The organism is Pseudooceanicola algae, assembly GCF_003590145.2.
In the GTDB taxonomy this organism is placed as follows: Bacteria; Pseudomonadota; Alphaproteobacteria; order Rhodobacterales; family Rhodobacteraceae; genus Pseudooceanicola; species Pseudooceanicola algae.
This window is the reverse complement of sequence record NZ_CP060436.1, coordinates 1,347,410-1,364,525: the sequence shown is the minus strand read 5'-3', so window position 1 is coordinate 1,364,525 and position 17,116 is coordinate 1,347,410. Positions and strand designations below refer to the sequence as shown.

At 64.3% G+C, this 17,116-nt stretch carries 15 protein-coding genes and 1 tRNA gene; 9 read left to right on the top strand and 7 right to left on the bottom strand.

Features of this window, described 5'->3' with window-relative positions:
• Positions 1-828: a fumarylacetoacetate hydrolase family protein gene (locus PSAL_RS06470; RefSeq protein ID WP_119840685.1), complete on the top strand. Its 828-nt coding sequence runs from the start codon at positions 1-3 to the stop codon at positions 826-828.
• 76 nt (positions 829-904) lie between these two features.
• Here PSAL_RS06470 and PSAL_RS06465 read toward each other — a convergent pair whose 3' ends face one another.
• The gene (locus tag PSAL_RS06465; protein WP_119840684.1) at positions 905-1,843 is read right to left on the bottom strand and encodes an alpha/beta fold hydrolase; all 939 of its coding nucleotides are present in this window, start codon (positions 1,841-1,843) and stop codon (positions 905-907) included.
• 158 nt (positions 1,844-2,001) lie between these two features.
• Positions 2,002-2,298, bottom strand: a complete 297-nt coding sequence (locus PSAL_RS06460; protein ID WP_119840683.1) for an SCP2 sterol-binding domain-containing protein — start codon at positions 2,296-2,298, stop codon at positions 2,002-2,004.
• An 81-nt stretch (positions 2,299-2,379) separates the two neighbouring features.
• Between PSAL_RS06460 and PSAL_RS06455 the strand changes: the two genes are divergently transcribed.
• The 5 genes from PSAL_RS06455 (at position 2,380) to PSAL_RS06435 (ending at position 7,562) form a co-directional block, all read left to right on the top strand.
• Positions 2,380-2,955 (top strand): tetratricopeptide repeat protein, encoded by a 576-nt coding sequence (locus PSAL_RS06455; protein ID WP_231388634.1) that lies wholly within the window; start codon positions 2,380-2,382, stop codon positions 2,953-2,955.
• An 83-nt stretch (positions 2,956-3,038) separates the two neighbouring features.
• Positions 3,039-6,050: a helicase-related protein gene (locus PSAL_RS06450; protein ID WP_119840682.1), complete on the top strand. Its 3,012-nt coding sequence runs from the start codon at positions 3,039-3,041 to the stop codon at positions 6,048-6,050.
• Between the two features lie 27 nt (positions 6,051-6,077).
• Positions 6,078-6,434, top strand: a complete 357-nt coding sequence (locus PSAL_RS06445; RefSeq protein WP_231388633.1) for an RNA-binding S4 domain-containing protein — start codon at positions 6,078-6,080, stop codon at positions 6,432-6,434.
• 50 nt (positions 6,435-6,484) lie between these two features.
• Positions 6,485-6,823 carry a ferredoxin FdxA gene (gene fdxA, locus PSAL_RS06440; protein WP_119840680.1) on the top strand — a complete coding sequence of 113 codons (339 nt, stop codon included), beginning with the start codon at positions 6,485-6,487 and terminating at the stop codon, positions 6,821-6,823.
• Between the two features lie 229 nt (positions 6,824-7,052).
• Positions 7,053-7,562: a CarD family transcriptional regulator gene (locus tag PSAL_RS06435; RefSeq protein ID WP_119840679.1), complete on the top strand. Its 510-nt coding sequence runs from the start codon at positions 7,053-7,055 to the stop codon at positions 7,560-7,562.
• Positions 7,563-7,626: 64 nt separating this feature from the next.
• On the opposite strand, the gene PSAL_RS06430 is transcribed toward PSAL_RS06435, so the two are convergent.
• Positions 7,627-8,382 (bottom strand): adenosylcobinamide-GDP ribazoletransferase, encoded by a 756-nt coding sequence (locus PSAL_RS06430; RefSeq protein WP_119840678.1) that lies wholly within the window; start codon positions 8,380-8,382, stop codon positions 7,627-7,629.
• A gap of 67 nt (positions 8,383-8,449) precedes the next feature.
• Between PSAL_RS06430 and cobT the strand changes: the two genes are divergently transcribed.
• Positions 8,450-9,460 carry a nicotinate-nucleotide--dimethylbenzimidazole phosphoribosyltransferase gene (gene cobT / locus PSAL_RS06425; RefSeq protein ID WP_119840677.1) on the top strand — a complete coding sequence of 337 codons (1,011 nt, stop codon included), beginning with the start codon at positions 8,450-8,452 and terminating at the stop codon, positions 9,458-9,460.
• Between the two features lie 6 nt (positions 9,461-9,466).
• Here the strand turns inward: cobT and PSAL_RS06420 are convergent, their stop codons facing one another.
• The 4 genes from PSAL_RS06420 to PSAL_RS06405 form a co-directional block, all read right to left on the bottom strand.
• Positions 9,467-11,359, bottom strand: a complete 1,893-nt coding sequence (locus PSAL_RS06420) for a monovalent cation:proton antiporter-2 (CPA2) family protein (RefSeq protein ID WP_119840676.1) — start codon at positions 11,357-11,359, stop codon at positions 9,467-9,469.
• A gap of 274 nt (positions 11,360-11,633) precedes the next feature.
• Positions 11,634-13,904, bottom strand: a complete 2,271-nt coding sequence (pilP, locus tag PSAL_RS06415; RefSeq protein ID WP_119840675.1) for a type IV pilus biogenesis protein PilP — start codon at positions 13,902-13,904, stop codon at positions 11,634-11,636.
• Between the two features lie 160 nt (positions 13,905-14,064).
• The gene (locus PSAL_RS06410) at positions 14,065-15,051 is read right to left on the bottom strand and encodes a hypothetical protein (protein ID WP_119840674.1); all 987 of its coding nucleotides are present in this window, start codon (positions 15,049-15,051) and stop codon (positions 14,065-14,067) included.
• A 272-nt stretch (positions 15,052-15,323) separates the two neighbouring features.
• Positions 15,324-15,407: transfer RNA gene (locus tag PSAL_RS06405), tRNA-Tyr, on the bottom strand.
• 223 nt (positions 15,408-15,630) lie between these two features.
• Here PSAL_RS06405 and rlmB point away from each other — a divergent pair.
• Together rlmB and PSAL_RS06395 are read left to right on the top strand one after the other, a co-directional pair.
• Entirely contained in the window at positions 15,631-16,407 is a 777-nt protein-coding gene (gene rlmB / locus PSAL_RS06400; protein ID WP_119840673.1) for a 23S rRNA (guanosine(2251)-2'-O)-methyltransferase RlmB, read from the top strand.
• A 256-nt stretch (positions 16,408-16,663) separates the two neighbouring features.
• Positions 16,664-17,101, top strand: coding sequence for a CoA-binding protein (locus tag PSAL_RS06395; protein ID WP_119840672.1), 438 nt, complete (start codon positions 16,664-16,666; stop codon positions 17,099-17,101).
• The last annotated feature ends 15 nt before the right edge of the window (positions 17,102-17,116 follow it).

The window sequence follows — 17,116 nt, the reverse complement described above, 5'->3', positions numbered from 1 at the left end:
ATGCGCTATCTGCGATACGGAGAGATCGGGGCCGAGAAACCCGGCCTGCTCGACGGCGAAGGCCGCATCCGTGACCTGTCCGGCGTGATCGGCGATCTCTCGGGCAAGGTTCTGGGCGCGCTGCCCCAACCCGATCCCGAAAGCCTGCCGCTGGTCGAAGGTTCCCCGCGGATCGGCGTGCCGGTTGCCGGGATCGGCAAGCTGGTCGCCATCGGCCTGAACTACTCCGATCATGCCGCCGAGGCGGGCATGGCCGAACCCAGCGAACCCATCGTCTTCATGAAGGCGACCAGTTGCATTTCCGGCCCCTATGATCCGGTCTACCTGCCGCGCGGCGCCCTGAAGGGAGATTGGGAAGTCGAGCTGGGCATCGTGATCGGGCGCGAAGCCAAATACGTCTCGGAACAGGACGCGTTGGACTACGTCGCCGGTTACACCATCGTCAACGATGTCTCGGAACGGGCCTTCCAGATCGAACGCGGTGGCAATTGGACCAAGGGCAAGAGCTGTGACACCTTCGGGCCGATCGGTCCCTGGCTGGTCAGTGCGGATGAGGTCGGTGACCCGCAGTCCCTTGCGCTGGAGCTTGACCTGAACGGTGAACGCGCCCAGACCGGATCGAGCGCCAAGATGATCTTTTCGGTCCGTCAGATCGTGTCCTACCTCAGCCAGATGATGCGGCTGGAACCCGGCGACGTGATCGCCACGGGCACCCCGCCGGGCGTCGGCATGGGGATGACCCCGCCCCGCTATCTGCGGGAAGGCGATGTGATGGATTTGCGGATCGAGCGCCTCGGCCATCAGCGCCAGGAGGTCCGTCAGGATTAGGACGCGCGCGGGCGGCGGGCCAGGTCCGGCCTGCCGCCCGCGTGACTTGGGCGCCTGACCCGTCGGGCGGGCCGTCCTAAGCGGGATGGCTGTCGAAAAGGGCCGCGCATTGGTCAAAGGTGAAGGCACGGATGGCCGGCCCCTCCATCATGACCTCGTGGCGCGCGCCTTTTACCCATTCAAGCCGCGCCCCGGACCAGGCGGTGATGCGCTTTACCACCCGCTCGGACGAGATGATGGATTCCCCGGTGCCGAGGATGGCCAATGCGGGGACCGGTGGGGCGGACATCTGGGCCAGATCGCGGGTCTCCCGCAGCGCCTCGAACAGCCATTTCATCGTCGGCCCACCGATCATCAGCTCCGGGTGCGCGCGGGCCTGCCTTCGCATGTAGTCGTACATTTCGGCGTTGGTGGTCAGCTTGTTGTCTGCGAAATCCTCGTAAAGCACATAGGTGTCGGACCTCGTGCCGGGGGAGAGCGCTTCGGGCAAGCCGAAGGAGGTCGAGGCAGAACTGATCGCCCAGGCGATGGGACGTAGCAGGGGATGCAGTTCGATATCCCACATCGGCGCGGTAAAGGCGGCGGCCTGAACCGGCAGGTTTTCATATAGCGCCCGCAGCCCGATGGCGCCGCCCATGGAATGGGCCAGCAGGTAGCAGGGGCCGGTGATGCCAAGATCGGGCAGCGCGGCCAGCAGGGTCTGCACGTCGATCTGGTAATCGGCGAATTGCGCCACATGGCCAAGGGCGGGATCCCCCGCCACGCGATCCGACAAGCCCTGGCCACGCCAGTCTATCGCCAGCGTCTGGTAGCCGCGCCCGGCCAGATCCTGCGCCGCACGGCCGTACTTCTCGACATATTCGGTGCGGCCGGGGAACAGCAGAACTGTCCCACGCGCCTGCTCGACAGGCCAGATCCCAACCCGCAGGCGTAGACCGTCCGGCGTTTTCAACCAGGCCGCATGAGCGCCTTCGGGGCCGTCGTCGATATCGGAAAAGAACGGGGCAGGGTCCATGGAAACATCCGGTTTGCGGTCAATTGGCGTCGTGGCAGAGCGTCGGGGGCGCAATCCACGCAGACTGAGGCGCCATCCGGGCATACGAGCAGCCCGGAGGGTCCGGACGGGGCGAGGGACCGCATCCCGGCAAGCCCGGGCCGGTCCCAGGGGACCCGTCAGCTGAGGATTGCGGCCAGTTGCATGGCCTTGGACATATCACCGTCGACGCTCAGCTTGCCGGTCATGAATGCAGAGGTCGGGTTAAGATCCCCTGAAAGCAGGTCCTCGACAGTTTCCGCATCGGCCGTCAGGGTGACATCTGCGGCCTCCGACTCGTCGCTGGCTCGGATGTCGGAGCCGTCGACGATCACGGCACCTTCTTCCTCGATCATGAATTTGGCCGACCCGTCCAAGGTCTCGCCGCTCAATTTGTCCTTCAGAGCAGCAATGACTTTCGAAATAACGTCGCTCATCTTGTGCCTTCCATCAATTATTAGTGTTCGGGGGTCACATTCGATCCTGAACAAGGTAATTTCTAAAATATGATCGCCCAGTTGTTATATCGCAATTTTGTCCTGGCGGCATGTGCCGCTGCGTCACTCCTCGCCTCAACCGGGGGCGGGCTGGCCCAGGGTTCGGGCCAGGCGCCCGCCACTGAACCGGAAATCGCCCTGATGGACGCTCTGGCCGATGCCGAGCCGGTTGAGGCGCGCAGAATCGTGCGCGAACTGGGGATGATCTGGTCGCGATCCGGTTCCCCGACCATGGATCTGCTGTTGCGTCAGGGCAAGGACGCGCTGGAGGCCGGCGATCTGCCGGCCGCTGTCGGTCATCTGTCGGCCCTGATAGACCATGCGCCGGATTTCGCCGAAGGTTGGCACTTGCGCGCGCAGGCCTTCTTCCAGCAAGAGGAACTTGGCCTTGCCTTGTCGGACCTGGAAAACGCCGTTGCCCTCAATCCTCGTAACTTTCAGGCGGTCTACGGCATGGCGCTGATCCTGGAACAGACCGGCCGTGTCGAGGCCGCCTTTGCGGGCTATTCCGCGATCCTGGCGATCTACCCGGCCCATGAAGAGGCCCTTGCCGGAAGGGATCGGCTTGCACGCGGCCTCGGGGGCAGCGATATCTGAGACCGCTCAATCAGGGCCCGCCCCGTGGCCCGGTGAGAGGGAGGTAGCAGGTGACAGCAGCTTTTTCGGCCCCGTCCGCTTCGATGTCGGCACAGGCCCGCGTGACGGCCGTGCTTGGCCCGACCAACACCGGCAAGACCCATTATGCGATCGACAGGATGCTGGGCTATCGTTCCGGCGTCATCGGCTTGCCGCTACGCTTGCTGGCGCGCGAGGTTTACGACAAGATCGTCGCGGCGCGGGGGCCTTCGGTCGTGGCGCTGGTCACCGGCGAGGAACGGATCGTTCCGCCGCGCACCCAGTATTGGGTCTGCACCGTCGAAGCCATGCCCGAAGGGATGGGCTGCGATTTTCTGGCGATCGACGAGATCCAGCTTTGCGCTGATCCCGAGCGCGGCCATGTCTTCACCGACCGGTTGCTGCGGGCACGCGGACAGAAGGAGACCCTGTTCCTCGGGGCCGAGACCATGCGCGGCGTCATCGCGGAACTGGTCCCCGGGGCCTCTTTCCTGAAACGAGAGCGGATGTCGCAGCTTGGCTATACCGGGTCGCGCAAGATTTCGCGCATGCCGGCGCGCAGCGCGGTCGTCGGATTCTCGGTCGACAACATCTATGCCATGGCCGAACTGATCCGGCGCCAGAAGGGCGGCGCGGCGGTCGTCATGGGCGCGCTGTCGCCCCGCACCCGCAATGCCCAGGTCGAACTATATCAGAACGGTGATGTCGATTACCTGGTGGCCACCGATGCGATCGGCATGGGGCTGAACCTTGATGTCAAACATGTCGCCTTTTCGTCGCTGACGAAATTCGATGGCCGCGGGATGCGCATGTTGGCCCCCAACGAACTGGCCCAGATCGCCGGGCGCGCGGGCCGGGGCATGAGCGACGGCACCTTCGGCGTCACCGGCGAAGCCTCGCCCCTGGACGAGGAGGTGATCGAGGCGATCACCGAGCACCGCTTTACCCCGATCCGCAAGTTGCAGTGGCGCAACCACAAGCTCAACTTCGGGGGAATCACATCGCTGATCGACTCGCTGGAACGGCCCCCGGCGCATGAGCGATTGCTGCGCGCCCGCGATGCGGATGACATTCTGGCGCTCAAGAACATGGCGTCGGATGCCGAAGTCAGCGCCCGTGCCAGCGATCCGGCGTCTGTCCGCCTGCTTTGGGACGTCTGCCGCATTCCCGATTTCCGGGGAATCAGTCATAGTGAACACGCCTCCCTTTTGATGCGGATCTTCGGTTTCCTGCACGAATCGGGGCAGGTGCCGGACGATTGGCTTGCCACGCAGGTTAAGCGCATCGACCGGGTCGACGGAGATATCGATGCGCTGTCCAAGCGGCTGGCCTTCATCCGCACCTGGACCTATGTCGCACAGCGCAAAGACTGGCTGCGTGACGAAAGTCATTGGCGCGGCGAAACGCGCGGGGTAGAAGACCGCTTGTCGGACGCGCTTCATGCGCGTCTCACCCAAAGATTTGTGGACCGGCGCACCAGCGTGTTGTTGCGGCGGCTCAAGCAGAAGGAGGCCCTCTTGGCCGAAGTTAGTGAGACCGGAGAGGTCACCGTCGAAGGCGAATTCGTAGGCCGTCTGGAAGGCTTCCGGTTCCGTCAGGACAAGGAGGCCTCCGGACAGGAGGCCAAGACGCTGCGCCAGGCAAGCCTTCAGGCTTTGGTGCCGCATTTCAACCTGCGCGCGGACCGTTTCTACAACGCCCCCGACACCGAGATCGACTTTACCGAGCAGGGGGGCCTCATGTGGGGCGACCAGGCGGTCGGAAAGCTGGCCAAGGGCGACGAGCCCCTGAAGCCGCAGATCGTGGCCTTCGTCGATGACGAAGCCGGTCCCGACGTGGCTCAGAAGGTGCAGCGCCGCCTGCAGCACTTCATCGACCGCAAGATTGCCGCGCTGTTCGAACCGCTGCTGAATCTAGGCCGTGACGAGGCCCTTTCGGGTCTGGCGCGCGGCTTTGCCTTCCGGCTGGTCGAAGCGCTCGGCATCCTGCCGCGTGGCGAGGTGGCCGATGACGTGAAGGCGCTGGATCAGGAAGCCCGGGGCGCGCTGCGCAAGCATGGCGTGCGTTTCGGTCAGTACACGATCTTCCAGCCGCTGCTGCTGAAGCCCGCGCCGACGCGCCTGCGCCTGGTGCTCTGGTCGCTGGCCCGTGATCTGCAGGAATTCCCCGAAGCGCCGCCCCCCGGTCTGGTGACCGTCGTGGCGCAGAAATCCCTGCCGCAGGGCTATTACGCCATGGCCGGCTACCGTGCCGCCGGCGAACGGGCGATCCGCATCGACATGCTGGAACGTCTGGCCGACATGCTGCGTCCCGAAGACAGCCGGGCTGGTTTCGAAGCCAAGGCCGATATGCTGTCGATCACCGGCATGACGCTGGAACAATTCGCCGACCTCATGCAGGGTCTTGGCTACAAGGCCGAAAAGGGCGAGCGGGCCAAGGTGAAACCCGAGGCTGCGACGCCCGAGGCCGCCAAAGCCGACACGACCGAAGCGGAATCGGAAAAGCCTGACACGGAACAAGCCGAAGAAGGTTCGACTGATCCGGTTGCGGAAGCTGGCGCTGAGACGGACCCGGTTGCTGCGACGGAAACACCTGTTTCCGATGCCGATGCCGCGAAGCCCGAAGCGGAAGTTGCGCAAGCAGAGCCCGCCGCCGAAGCCCCCGCAGAGGCCGAGGCCCCTGCGGAGACGAGCGACGCCATTGCCGATGCGACCTCTGTTCCAGCTGAGGAGCCCGAAGCCGAGACCTTCTTTACCTTCACCTGGGGTGGACGGGCGGCGCGGCAGAACCGGGATCGCGGCAATCGCCGCAATGACGGCAAGCCGCAGGCGCGTGGTCAGAAAACCGGCGGCGACAAATCCGCAGGTCAGGGTGGCGATCGGCAGGGGGGCGACAAGGCGTCCGGCGATCGCGGGCGCGACAACCGCTCCAAGGGCAAGCCGCGCAAACCCGGTGGCAAGCCGCAGGGTGGCAACAAGGCCAAGGTCTTTGAATCCGCTCCGCCGAAGAAGAAGGATCGGATCGACCCCGACAACCCCTTCGCCGCGGCGCTGATGGGGCTGAAAGACAAGAGCTGATCCTTGGTTGAAACGCAGAAGCTCCGCGTGGACAAATGGCTCTGGCAGGCCCGGTTCTTCAAGAGCCGCGGTCTGGCAGCCAGTTGCGCCATCGGGGGCCATCTGCGGATCAATGGCCGCCATGCCACCAAGGCGGCCTCGGCCGTGGGGCTGGGCGATGTTCTGACATTTACGCAGGGCGACACCGTGCGGGTGATCCGTATCACCGCCCTTGGCACCCGTCGCGGTCCCGCGCCCGAAGCCCAGGGCCTTTACGAAGACCTCGGCCCGAAAGATCCGCCGAAGAAACCCGTTCCACCTATTGCCCGGATCGAGGGCAATTCTCGTCCGACCAAGCGTGACCGAAGGAAACTCGATCTTGATCGCCGTGGGGCGCTTGAATGATCCGTTGCGCTGGTCTAGCTAGACCTCTGACCGAGCCTGAAGAGTAAGCCATGACCTACGTTGTCACCGATAACTGCATCGCCTGCAAATACACCGACTGCGTCGAAGTCTGCCCGGTGGATTGCTTCTACGAGGGCGAGAACACGCTGGTGATCCACCCCGACGAATGCATTGATTGCGGCGTCTGTGAACCGGAATGCCCGGCCGATGCGATCCGCCCGGATACCGAGCCGGACATGGAAAAGTGGGTCGAGTTCAACGGCAAATATGCCGAACTCTGGCCGGTGATCATCTCCAAGAAAGAACCGATGCCCGATGCTGCCGATCGTGACGGCGAATCCGGCAAGCTGGAAAAGTATTTCTCGGAAGCGCCGGGCGAGGGCGGCTGAGGCCACATTTACCCATCGGTAAGGGCCGCGTAGCAGTGCCCTTCCAGAATGCCCGATTCTGTGGTATATATTGTCGTTACATATGACAATGACGACCCTTTGCCGGTTCGCGGGCGCTGCTGACCGCCGGACCAACATCTGATGAGCAATCGAATCGCGTTTGGTGCCGCTGGTCGGCGCCGGACGGTTTCGTGCCCTCGGAAGAGAGGGTTTGTGAGGAAGAACCTGAATGACCAAAACGAAGAAATCCGAGTTTCGCCCGAACGAATATGTTGTCTACCCGGCCCATGGTGTGGGTCAGATCATGTCCATCGAAAGCCAGGAAATCGCTGGTATCGAACTGGAATTGTTCGTGATCTCCTTCGAAAAAGACAAGATGACCCTGCGCGTCCCCACCCACAAGGCGACCGAGGTGGGCATGCGCTCGCTTTCCAGCCCGGATGTGGTCAGCCGCGCCATGACGACCCTGAAAGGCAAGGCCAAGGTCAAGCGGGCCATGTGGTCGCGCCGTGCCCAGGAATACGAACAGAAGATCAACTCCGGTGACCTGATCGCCATCGCCGAAGTCGTGCGCGACCTGCACCGCAGCGACGATCAGCGCGAACAAAGCTATTCCGAACGTCAGCTTTACGAAGCCGCGCTGGAACGCCTGACCCGCGAAGTGGCTGCCGTTGCCGGTGGCGACGAAGTGGCCGCAGCCCGTCAGGTTGACGAAGTGTTGGTCAGCCGCGCCGCCTGATCGGCGCGCGACAACCGTTACCAGGATCGGGCCGTGGTGCAAGCTGCGGCCTTTTTCTTTGGGCTCAGGCGATCAGCGCGAAAAGTACGGCGATCTCGGCCAACTGCTGTCCGGCCCCGAGGATATCGCCAGTCTGACCACCGATCTTGGCCTTGGCCAGCCGCGCAAAAAGCCACAGTACGACCCCGCCCGCCAGCACGGCCGGTACGGCATCCCCCCCGAAGAGCAAAATCGCAATGACCGCACCCAGCCCAAGTGCCAGGGCGCTGGTCCCGCGCGCCACGGGCCCGATCGAGCGGGACAGGCCATCGGGTCGCGCATGCGGCATCAGGGCCATCAGGCCGGTGATCCCGGCGCGAGACAGGGCGCCCGCGGTGAACATAGCCGCCAGACCTTCGGTCCCGCCGACTTCGAAAAGGGCAGTCAGGGCCAGCCAGCGCGCCAGCAGGCCAAGGATCAGCGCCATGGTGCCATAGGCGCCTATATGGCTGTCCTTCATGATTTCCAGCCGCCGCGCGACTGTCATCCCGCCCCAAAGCCCATCGGCGCTATCGGCCAGACCGTCTTCGTGCAGGCCACCGGTCAGCAGGACCGCGGTCAGAAGCGCCAGCAGCGCCGCGGCCTCGGCAGGCAGGCCAATCCCTGTGGCGATCAGCCCGACCATTCCGGCCAGCGCCCCGAGGATTGCCCCGGCCAGCGGATAGGCCCAGGCTGCCGCGCCGCCACGCGACACATGGGTGGGCAGCGGCAGGCGACTGAGCAGCCCGAGGCTGGCCAACAGGTCCTGCACCGGCGAAGGGCCTTTGTCGGGTGGGGTCATCTTTCCGGTTGCTCCCTGTCTCACGGGCTTTAGACACGGGGGCACATCGAATTGCAATGGATCTGCCATGACCCCGGACTTTACCTCGCTCGCCGAATTTCGCAGCCTTCTGGCGGAGGCTCCGGGCCCGGATGCCGCCGCGCAACAGGCGGCGGGTGCGCGCAATGCGCAGCTGACCAAACCCGCCGGATCGCTTGGCAGGCTTGAGGATCTGGCGATCTGGTACGCTGGCTGGCAGGGCGCCGAGCGTCCGGCGCTGAACCGGCCTCAGGTGCTGATCTTTGCAGGGAATCACGGGGTAACCGCGCGCGGTATTTCGGCATTTCCGCCGGAGGTGACGGTGCAGATGGTGGCGAATTTCAAGGTAGGTGGCGCAGCGATCAACCAGTTGGCGGCGGTTGCAGGCGCGGAACTGACCGTGCATGCGCTGGATCTCGACCGACCCACGCGGGATTTCTGCGAAGCCCCGGCGATGAACGAAGATGAACTGCTTGCAGCCCTGCGCTGCGGCTGGGACGCCGTCGACCCGCAGGCCGACCTGCTGGTGACGGGGGAAATGGGCATCGGCAACACGACCTCGGCCGCCGCCATCGCCCTGGCGCTGTTCGGCGGAGAGGCCGCTGATTGGGTCGGGCGCGGCACGGGTCTGGATGACAGCGGCGTGGCGCGCAAGGCCGCCGTGGTGACTGACGCCGTTGCCCTGCATCACCCCGGGACCGGTCTGGAAACGCTCCGGTGTCTGGGAGGGCGTGAAATCGTGGCGATGGCCGGGGCGATGGCGCGGGCGCGGGTACTGGGCATTCCGGTGCTGCTCGATGGCTTCATCTGCTGCGCCGCGGCCGCCTGCCTTGCGGCGGAAAGCCCGACGGCGCTGGATCACGCGGTTGCCGGTCACGCCAGCGCCGAAAGCGCGCATCCCGCGCTGCTGGAAAAGCTCGGCAAGCCGCCGCTTCTGGGCCTTGGTCTGCGCCTTGGCGAAGGGTCGGGGGCCGCGCTGGCGATCCCGCTGATCCGCGCTGCGATTGCCTGCCTGTCCGGTATGGCCACCTTTGCCGAAGCGGGTGTTGCCGACGGATAGGGACGGTCAGGCGGCGTCGTCCTCGTTCGGGGACAGCCGCGCCAGCAGCGCCGCTTCAAGGTCCTTTTCAAGTTCGTTGGAGCGGGCGATATATTCGGCGTTCTGCTTGGTGGGCGTGTCGGGATCCCAAAGCTCGGCCAGTTCGCGCATGGTCATGCGGTCATGCTGGTAAAAGATCTTGGCGGCCTCGGCCGCTTCGAAATTCGTCAACCCGATGTTTTCCAGCACATAGCGACCGGCGCGCACGGAACTGTCAAACGTCTCGCGCACGATGTCATCCGCACCGGCGCGGAACAGGCCGTAGACATGGCTGCGATCATAGGCGCGGGCAATGATATGCAGCTCAGGCCTTTCGGAGCGGGCGTATTTGACCAGCTTGGTGACCGCGTCATTGTCATCCATCGCCGCGACCAGCACCCGCGCCTTGGACAACCCGGCGGCATGCAGGATGTCGGGGCGGGTCGGGTCGCCGAAGTAGCATTTGAAGCCGAAGCGGCGCATGACCTCGATGGTTTCCAGGTCATTGTCCAGGATCACCGTCTTGAACCCCGAATTCTGCACCATGCGGTTCACGATCTGCCCGAAACGGCCGATGCCCGCGATGATGACGATCCCTTCGTCTTCAAAGGCCTCATCCTCGGTCGGGTCGGCGGTTTCGTCCATCCGGCGTGAAATCAGATCGTAGATGATGAAGAACAACGGAGTCAGCAGCATGGTCAGGGTGATCGACAACAGCACCGATTCCGCCAGATCCGCAGGCAGCACCTCAAGCTGGCGCGAGAAGGCAATCAGCACGAAGCCGAATTCACCGGCCTGCGCCAGTCCCAGTGTGAACAGCACCAGATTGCGGTGACGCAGCTTGAAGATGTAGCCGAGCAGACAGAGGATCGCGCCTTTCAGCGCCATGACGCAAAGCGCGATACCGACGATCCTGACCGGATCATTGAGGAAGATCGCAAAGTCGATCCCGGCGCCGACCGTGATGAAGAACAGCCCCAGCAGCAGACCCTTGAAGGGCTGGATGTCGCTTTCCAGCTCGTGGCGGAATTCGCTGTTGGCCAGCACCACCCCGGCCAAAAAGGCGCCGAGGGCCGGCGACAGGCCGACGATGTTCATCAGTGACGCGGTGCCGATCAGGATTGCCAGGGCAAGGGCCGTGTACATCTCTGGCAGGCGGGCGGAATGAATGAAGCGGAAGACCGGCCCAACCAGGTAATTCCCGGCCAGGATGATCGCACCGACAGCCGCCAGCGTCACCAGGGTGATGCCCCAGCCCGGCAGGTTGCCGATCAGCGAGGCGGCTTCGGTTGCGGCGGTGACGATTTCGGGGCCCGGCGCGACGCCTTCTGTCAGGACTGCGGCCTCCTGCGGGCTGCCGGTGGCGGCAGAGAGCGCGAGCAGGGGCAGGAAGGCGATCATCGGGATCACCGCGATATCCTGGGTCAGCAACACCGCAAATGCCGACCGCCCCCCCTGCGTCTGCATCAGCCCCTTTTCCGAAAGCGTCTGCAGGACGATGGCCGTCGAGGACAGCGCAAAGATCATCCCGATCGCCAGCGCCCTGTTCCAGACCATACCGAAGGCCATGCTGGTGCCCATGACCGCCAGCATGGTCAGCACCACTTGCAGGCCCCCAAGCCCCACCAACTTGTGCCGCATATCCCAAAGCGCACGGGGTTCAAGCTCCAGCCCGATCAGGAACAGCATCATCACGACGCCGAATTCGGCAAAATGCTGCAGGCTGTGGGTCTCGTGCCCGACCAGATGCAGCACCGGGCCGATCAGCATCCCGGCGGCGAGGTAACCCAGGACCGAGCCAAGCCCGAGCCGCGCGGCAATCGGCACCGCGATCACCGCAGCCGTCAGATAGATCGTGGCCTGATAGAGGAAACTTTCCATGCGCGTCCTTGCTGTCTTTTCCCTTTCCGGTCAGGTTACTAACCTCACCGGCTAACCCGTCATGCCCGCTTGGTTTCCCTGCAGGCTTGGTATCTCGCGCCGCCTGACGGCCCCGGCAGCGCTGTGTGTTTTCGTTGCCCGCGCCGTGACCCGCCGCGCGCCGTGGGGCAATGCCTGCGCCGGTACGTATCCGTCTTGAATGATAGATATCTGGCGGCAACTGGCAACAGCCGAGGGCCGAGCGATCACGTTCCTGACAGGCCAGCGGGCCGTGTCAGGGCATTTCCAGCAGAAGGTTCCGGTTGGATTTCACGTATCTCAACTGGTCCTCGCTGATGGCCGCGACACGGCCCCCGTCAAGGCGGTCGCCGACCTTCACCTTCAGGATACGCCCATTTGGCATCCGGATCAGCGCGGATCGGTCAGAGCTTTTTCCCATGATCCCGATCAGGTTGAGATCCTTCAGGTTCAGCGCACGTTTGTCAGTCGCCACGCGTGTGACGCTGTCCTGCGACGGGGACGGCGGGGTGGTGGTCTGCGTGGGCGCAACGGCGACTGCTGTGGCTTCGGCGGCTGCAGCGGCGGCACGGGCAGCGGCGATCTGTGTTTCGAAATCCCGGGGTCGTGCATGGGGGCGGATGGCAAAGATCGTCGGAACGGCCAGTTCCGGTTCATCGGCATCGGGTTCCGCATCGGCCAGCTCTTCGGCCTCCGGTTCGGGCAGGAAGTCGTTCGGGCGGGCCTTGGGGCGGACATCGCCCAGGGGGCTTTCGGCCACTTGCGTCTCCGGCCCGTCGAAGGCCGGGTCCTCGGGGTCGCGGTCCGCGTCGGCGCTTGTCGCGGGATCGGTCTGATGCTCGGGGACCTCCGGGACGGAGCGCGCGGGCGGCACCTTGTCCGGGCGGCCTAGGTAGACCATGTGCCCTGCCGGACTGACCGCCCCGTCGGGTGTCGCAATCACCAGGCCGCGATCATCCAGCGCAAAGCTTTGATCAGCCGCGGGTGGCAGGGGTGGTTCCTGAAGCGCCGCTTCCGGGGTCGGCACCGCAAGCGGGTCGGGCAGGGCACCGGTCACCACGGGCGGGTGTTCCACAGCCGCGACGACAGCGATATCGGGCGCGTCCAGCGTGCTGCCCGGCGGGGCGATGCTAGGCATGGGCGCGCGTTGCCAGATGCCGGTCGCGGCGTAGCGTGCGGCGGCCTCGACCGGGGTGGCAGGCGCGGCGCGGGCGGGTGGTTCGGTAAAGGGTGCGGCCGGCACCGAGGGCTGCGGCGGCGTGCCGGGCGCAGTCGGTGCGGGCGCGTTGGCCAGGGTGCCGGGCGTTTCGGGCGCAGGCGATTGCGCCTCCGGAGCGGTCGTTCGGGCCTCTGGCAAGGTTTGGCGCGGCAGATCCCCTGAAGGTGCCTCCGGGGGCGCACCGATTTCCGGGGTGATTCCGTCAGATGCTTCCGGCGACACGTTCGGTTCAGGCTGAAGGGTCGACAGCTGCTCTGGTTCGTCGAAGATCGCCAACGGCGCACCGCTGAGCAGGGCCCAGGCCCCGGCGGCGCACAGAAGCAGAGCCGCAGCGATCACCAGCATCGGCAGAAGGCGGTTTTTCTTCTTTTCGACCTCGCGTGCGCCGAAGATCGTCATGCGATCCTTTTCGCTATCCGGCTGCGGCACCACGCGGGGGGCATAGGGCGCGCTAGGCGTCGGTGTCTCGGCCGGGACAGAATCTGCGGGACCCGTTGCGGGGGCAGCATTGTCGATCGTTTCGGGCCCAATCGTTTCGGGCCCAATCGGTTCTGTCTTGGCTGGTTCCGACGTCTCGGGTTCAGCCGCTTGGGTGGCGACAGGTGTCACGGACGCTTCCACAGGGGCCTGTGCCGGACGCGTCGGCGAGACGGGCTGCACCTGTGGCGCGGGCGGCGCGTCTGCTGCAAGTGCGGCGGTTTTCGACGGCGCCGGACTGGTGGCGATTGTCGCCGCCTCGGGCGGGGGGGGCAGGTCTTCGGTGATCCGGGGCAGGGGACTTTCGTCGCCCTCCACCGGGGTCTCGCCCAGAAGCCCGGCCGCCAGGCTGGTGGGGCCGAAAAACGGCTCTCGCGGGAAGGCGGCGGGATCTTCGGGTGCGGCGACGAAGGCTACCGGCATAAAGCCCCAGCGGGCCGCGAAGGTTTCCGCCTCGGCCAGGGTTTCGCGGGCCACGGCGGCGATCTTCAGGGTCGCGCCGTCGCGGACCCAGTCGATCACAAGGTCCTCGGCGGCATAGGGGGTCGCCCCGACCAGCGCCGCGCGGGCCTGCGCGCCCTCGTCAGGGGCCTCGGTTTCCTCTGCGCTGGTGGGGACAGAGAAGTAGCGCACCTGGTTTTCCGGTATCACGACCTTGCTGCGTGACGGACCGGACCCGGCGGCCTCGGCACGGCGCAACAGGCCGGCGACCTTGACGTCAAAGCCCGCGGCGTCAAAGTCGGCGCGGCCCACGCTGAGCCATCCCGCGTCGTCGCGACGCAGAAGCTCAAGGCCGGTTTCAGAGAATTTCAGAGCAAGGTCAGGGCGCATGTTCGATCATCGGAATGGCTGCGACCCGCCGAGCGAGGCAACCGACAGTAAGGCGGCCGCGCGGGGTCTGAAGAAGGCTGAGGATAGCGTAAGGATGGGTGTCGCGAAAGTAAAACGCAACTGCGCCGGATGGTTTCCGCCCATGGCACCGACGCGCGGGTCAGCGCATCCAGAAGCCTTCGCGCCGGATCTTGTTGCGGATCGCCTTTTCCTTGTCGGGCAGGTTGTTTCGGTCGAACAACGCCCGGACCTTCAGTCCGCGTTCCTGATAGATCATCCGCTTCATCGGCTCATGGGCCTTCAGCACCTTCTTGATCTTGTTGGGGCGCGAGATCTCATGCAGGAAGTTGACGATCTGATCGGATTCCCGCGCATAAAGCAGCGGCAGATGACGGTAATGGCAGCTGACCCGGCCATCCAGATGGCCTTCGGGCAGGGCATCGCGTCCGCCGCCCAGCTTGTGCACCACCAGCGGCAACGTCACCTGGTCCAGCCAGGGCTGCAGCGTCTGGCAGACCAGCGCGTCCGGGCGGTCGTCGCGGATCGCCACGGCATAATCGCGGAACACGGCACCGAACTGCGCCGGATCGCTGAAATAGAAGAAGCCGGCGTTGAAATAAAGGTACCGTCGCCAGAATTCGTCCGGCCAGGACAGGTCCAGCGAGCTTTCGAAATCCAGCCCGAACTTGTCGTAAAGGCTTTTCCAGATCTGCGTATATCCGGGGCCGTAAAGTTCGATCTCCGGCCAGGTATCTTCACGCCGGAGCGATGCGGTGGGCCGGTCGAAATCGAAGGGAACCGAGGTGATGTCGTCCAGGATCAGCGTATCGGTGTCGAAGAACACGAAGGGTTCGCCCGGCGGCAGGGCCGAAAGGCATTCGATCTTGTTGCCATGGGGATAGCTGTCACCGAAATGATGCGTGTCGAATGGCAGGATCTCGGCGCCGTAGGCGACAAGAAGCGCGCGCGCGGCCAGGTCGTTCATCCGCGGATCACGCGACCAGAGCGGGCCGGGCTGGGGCTCTGCCACGAAAAGACGGCCCTTGAACCCCGGAGAACTGGCACGCAACGAGGCGGCGAAAAGCACCGCTTCATATTGCAGTCGGCCGCTCTGCCCGACAATCACGATGTTGAATTTCGAGGTCATTCGTGTTCCCCGGAACAGGTCTCTAAGGCGGTGAAAAAGCGAGACATTTAACAGGCTCGAGCATATCCGCCGAATGCGCTTGTGAAAAGTGCCGGTTTGTCGCGATCAGGGAATTGCCAGAGAATTTTACCCCCTGCCGGACCCTGGCGGCCAAAACCGCGTCATGATCAAGGCAGCGCGCCTATTGTCCAGGCCTGTAAACCGCAAGGGAAAGTCGGCGTAAATGCCTATGGGATTGAACCATTTCTGCATCAGACACCATTCTGGGGGAATGGTGGGCGACCCTGGAATCGAACCAGGCGTGGGTCTCCCCGGCGGAGTTACAGTCCGCTGCCGCACCTTGCAGCCCGTCGCCCTGATCTGTCGGAAGCCTCAGCCTCCGTCGACCGTGGGGGGTGATTACCGATGCCTCCGGGGGGCGTCAACAGGAAATTCGCACTTGGGAAGCTTGCAGCGCAAACGCGCAGCGCGTAGAGGGCGAGACGCCCTGAAATCGTGGGAAATCCACGACTGTACCCGACCGGGTCCAGACCGTTATAAGGGCAGGATCGCGGCGTTGCGCAGCATGGGGTGAAGACGATGAAAAAACCCAAATGGGTGATCGAGAAGGAACAGGCGAAACGGGCCGGCGCGGCCGAAACCGTCTGGCTGTTCGGATTGCATGCCGTGCGTGATGCGCTTGAAAACCCGGCGCGCGAAAAACTGCGCCTTGTGCTGACCCGCAACGCCGCCGACAAGCTGGCCGAGGCGATTGCCCAGGCCGGGATCGAGCCCGAAATCAGCGACCCGCGTAATTTCGCCGCCCCCATTGATCCGCAATCGGTGCACCAGGGCGCCGCGCTGGAAGTGAAACCGCTGGATTGGGGTGGAATCGCGGATTGCTGCCTTGGCGACGGGACGCGCCCGCCGCGCGTGCTGTTGCTGGACCGGGTGACCGATCCGCATAACGTCGGCGCAATCCTGCGGTCGGCCGAGGTCTTCGGCGCCTGTGCCGTGATTGCGCCGCGCCATCATTCCGCCCCCGAAACCGGCGCGCTGGCCAAAACCGCAAGCGGGGCGCTGGAACGCCAGCCCTATCTACAGGTGCGCAACCTGTCCGATGCGATCACCGAGTTGCAGAAGATGGGCTATCTGGTGCTGGGACTGGCCGGGGAAGCGGAGCAAGAGATCGAAACCGCGCTTGAAGGTCAGAAGGACCGCGCTGTCGCACTGGTGCTGGGCGCCGAAGGGCCGGGCTTGCGGCAGAAAACCCGCGAGACCTGTGATGCTCTGGTACGGATCGACTTTGCCGGGGCTTTCGGATCGCTCAACGTGTCCAATGCAGCGGCGGTCTCGCTTTACGCGACAATTCGTTAATTCCCGGGCCAAGTCACCTTAAGCGTGTCTTTTGTGCAAGGTTTCGTTCACATTCATATTACAACCTATTCACATCCAATGGGCTTTCATTACCTATTGTTGTGAAGCGACGGCCCGGAACGCCGAAGCTTTCTTTCACTGTCCCTCGTTCCGCACTGGCGCCCAAGTTTCTTGGGCGCCTTTTTTTTGCTTGCTGAGAGCGGGTTCTTGGCGCTGCAGGCATTGCCATTTGCGTCCGGAAGTCCAGATTTGGTGAATGGAATACAGCGATTCATATCTCAAATCGATTCTGCAACGCAGCCGCGTGATCGTGATGGTCGGGGCCTCGCCGCGCCGGGATCGCCCCAGTCACGGCGTCATGGGATTCCTGCAATCGGCGGGGTATCGGGTTCTGCCGGTCAATCCCGGACAGGCCGGCCAGAAGATCCTCGGGGAAAAAGTATATGCCTCGCTGGAAGAGGTGGCCGCCGACCACGGGCCGGAAGTCGATATGATCGATATCTTCCGCCGCCCCGAGGCCGTGCCGGACCTCGTCGCCGAGGCGTTGGAGCGTTTCCCCAAGCTCTCCGCGATCTGGATGCAACTGGGCGTCGTCAGTCCGGAGGGCGCGGCGCTGGCGCATCTGCGGGACGTGGGTGTGGTGATGGATCGCTGCCCGAAGATCGAATATCCGCGACTGCTCGGCGCAGCTTAACCAGGCTTTCAGACA

Excerpts from the sequence above, each read along its gene's own strand:
- PSAL_RS06435 (WP_119840679.1), top strand. The coding sequence starts at position 7,053 with ATGACCAAAACGAAGAAATCCGAGTTTCGCCCGAACGAATATGTTGTC.
- pilP (WP_119840675.1), bottom strand. The coding sequence starts at position 13,904 with ATGCGCCCTGACCTTGCTCTGAAATTCTCTGAAACCGGCCTTGAGCTT.
- fdxA (WP_119840680.1), top strand. The coding sequence starts at position 6,485 with ATGACCTACGTTGTCACCGATAACTGCATCGCCTGCAAATACACCGAC.
- PSAL_RS06420 (WP_119840676.1), bottom strand. The coding sequence starts at position 11,359 with ATGGAAAGTTTCCTCTATCAGGCCACGATCTATCTGACGGCTGCGGTG.
- PSAL_RS06470 (WP_119840685.1), top strand. The coding sequence starts at position 1 with ATGCGCTATCTGCGATACGGAGAGATCGGGGCCGAGAAACCCGGCCTG.
- rlmB (WP_119840673.1), top strand. The coding sequence starts at position 15,631 with ATGAAAAAACCCAAATGGGTGATCGAGAAGGAACAGGCGAAACGGGCC.
- PSAL_RS06395 (WP_119840672.1), top strand. The coding sequence starts at position 16,664 with ATGGAATACAGCGATTCATATCTCAAATCGATTCTGCAACGCAGCCGC.
- PSAL_RS06460 (WP_119840683.1), bottom strand. The coding sequence starts at position 2,298 with ATGAGCGACGTTATTTCGAAAGTCATTGCTGCTCTGAAGGACAAATTG.
- PSAL_RS06410 (WP_119840674.1), bottom strand. The coding sequence starts at position 15,051 with ATGACCTCGAAATTCAACATCGTGATTGTCGGGCAGAGCGGCCGACTG.
- PSAL_RS06465 (WP_119840684.1), bottom strand. The coding sequence starts at position 1,843 with ATGGACCCTGCCCCGTTCTTTTCCGATATCGACGACGGCCCCGAAGGC.
- PSAL_RS06450 (WP_119840682.1), top strand. The coding sequence starts at position 3,039 with ATGTCGGCACAGGCCCGCGTGACGGCCGTGCTTGGCCCGACCAACACC.
- cobT (WP_119840677.1), top strand. The coding sequence starts at position 8,450 with ATGACCCCGGACTTTACCTCGCTCGCCGAATTTCGCAGCCTTCTGGCG.
- PSAL_RS06430 (WP_119840678.1), bottom strand. The coding sequence starts at position 8,382 with ATGACCCCACCCGACAAAGGCCCTTCGCCGGTGCAGGACCTGTTGGCC.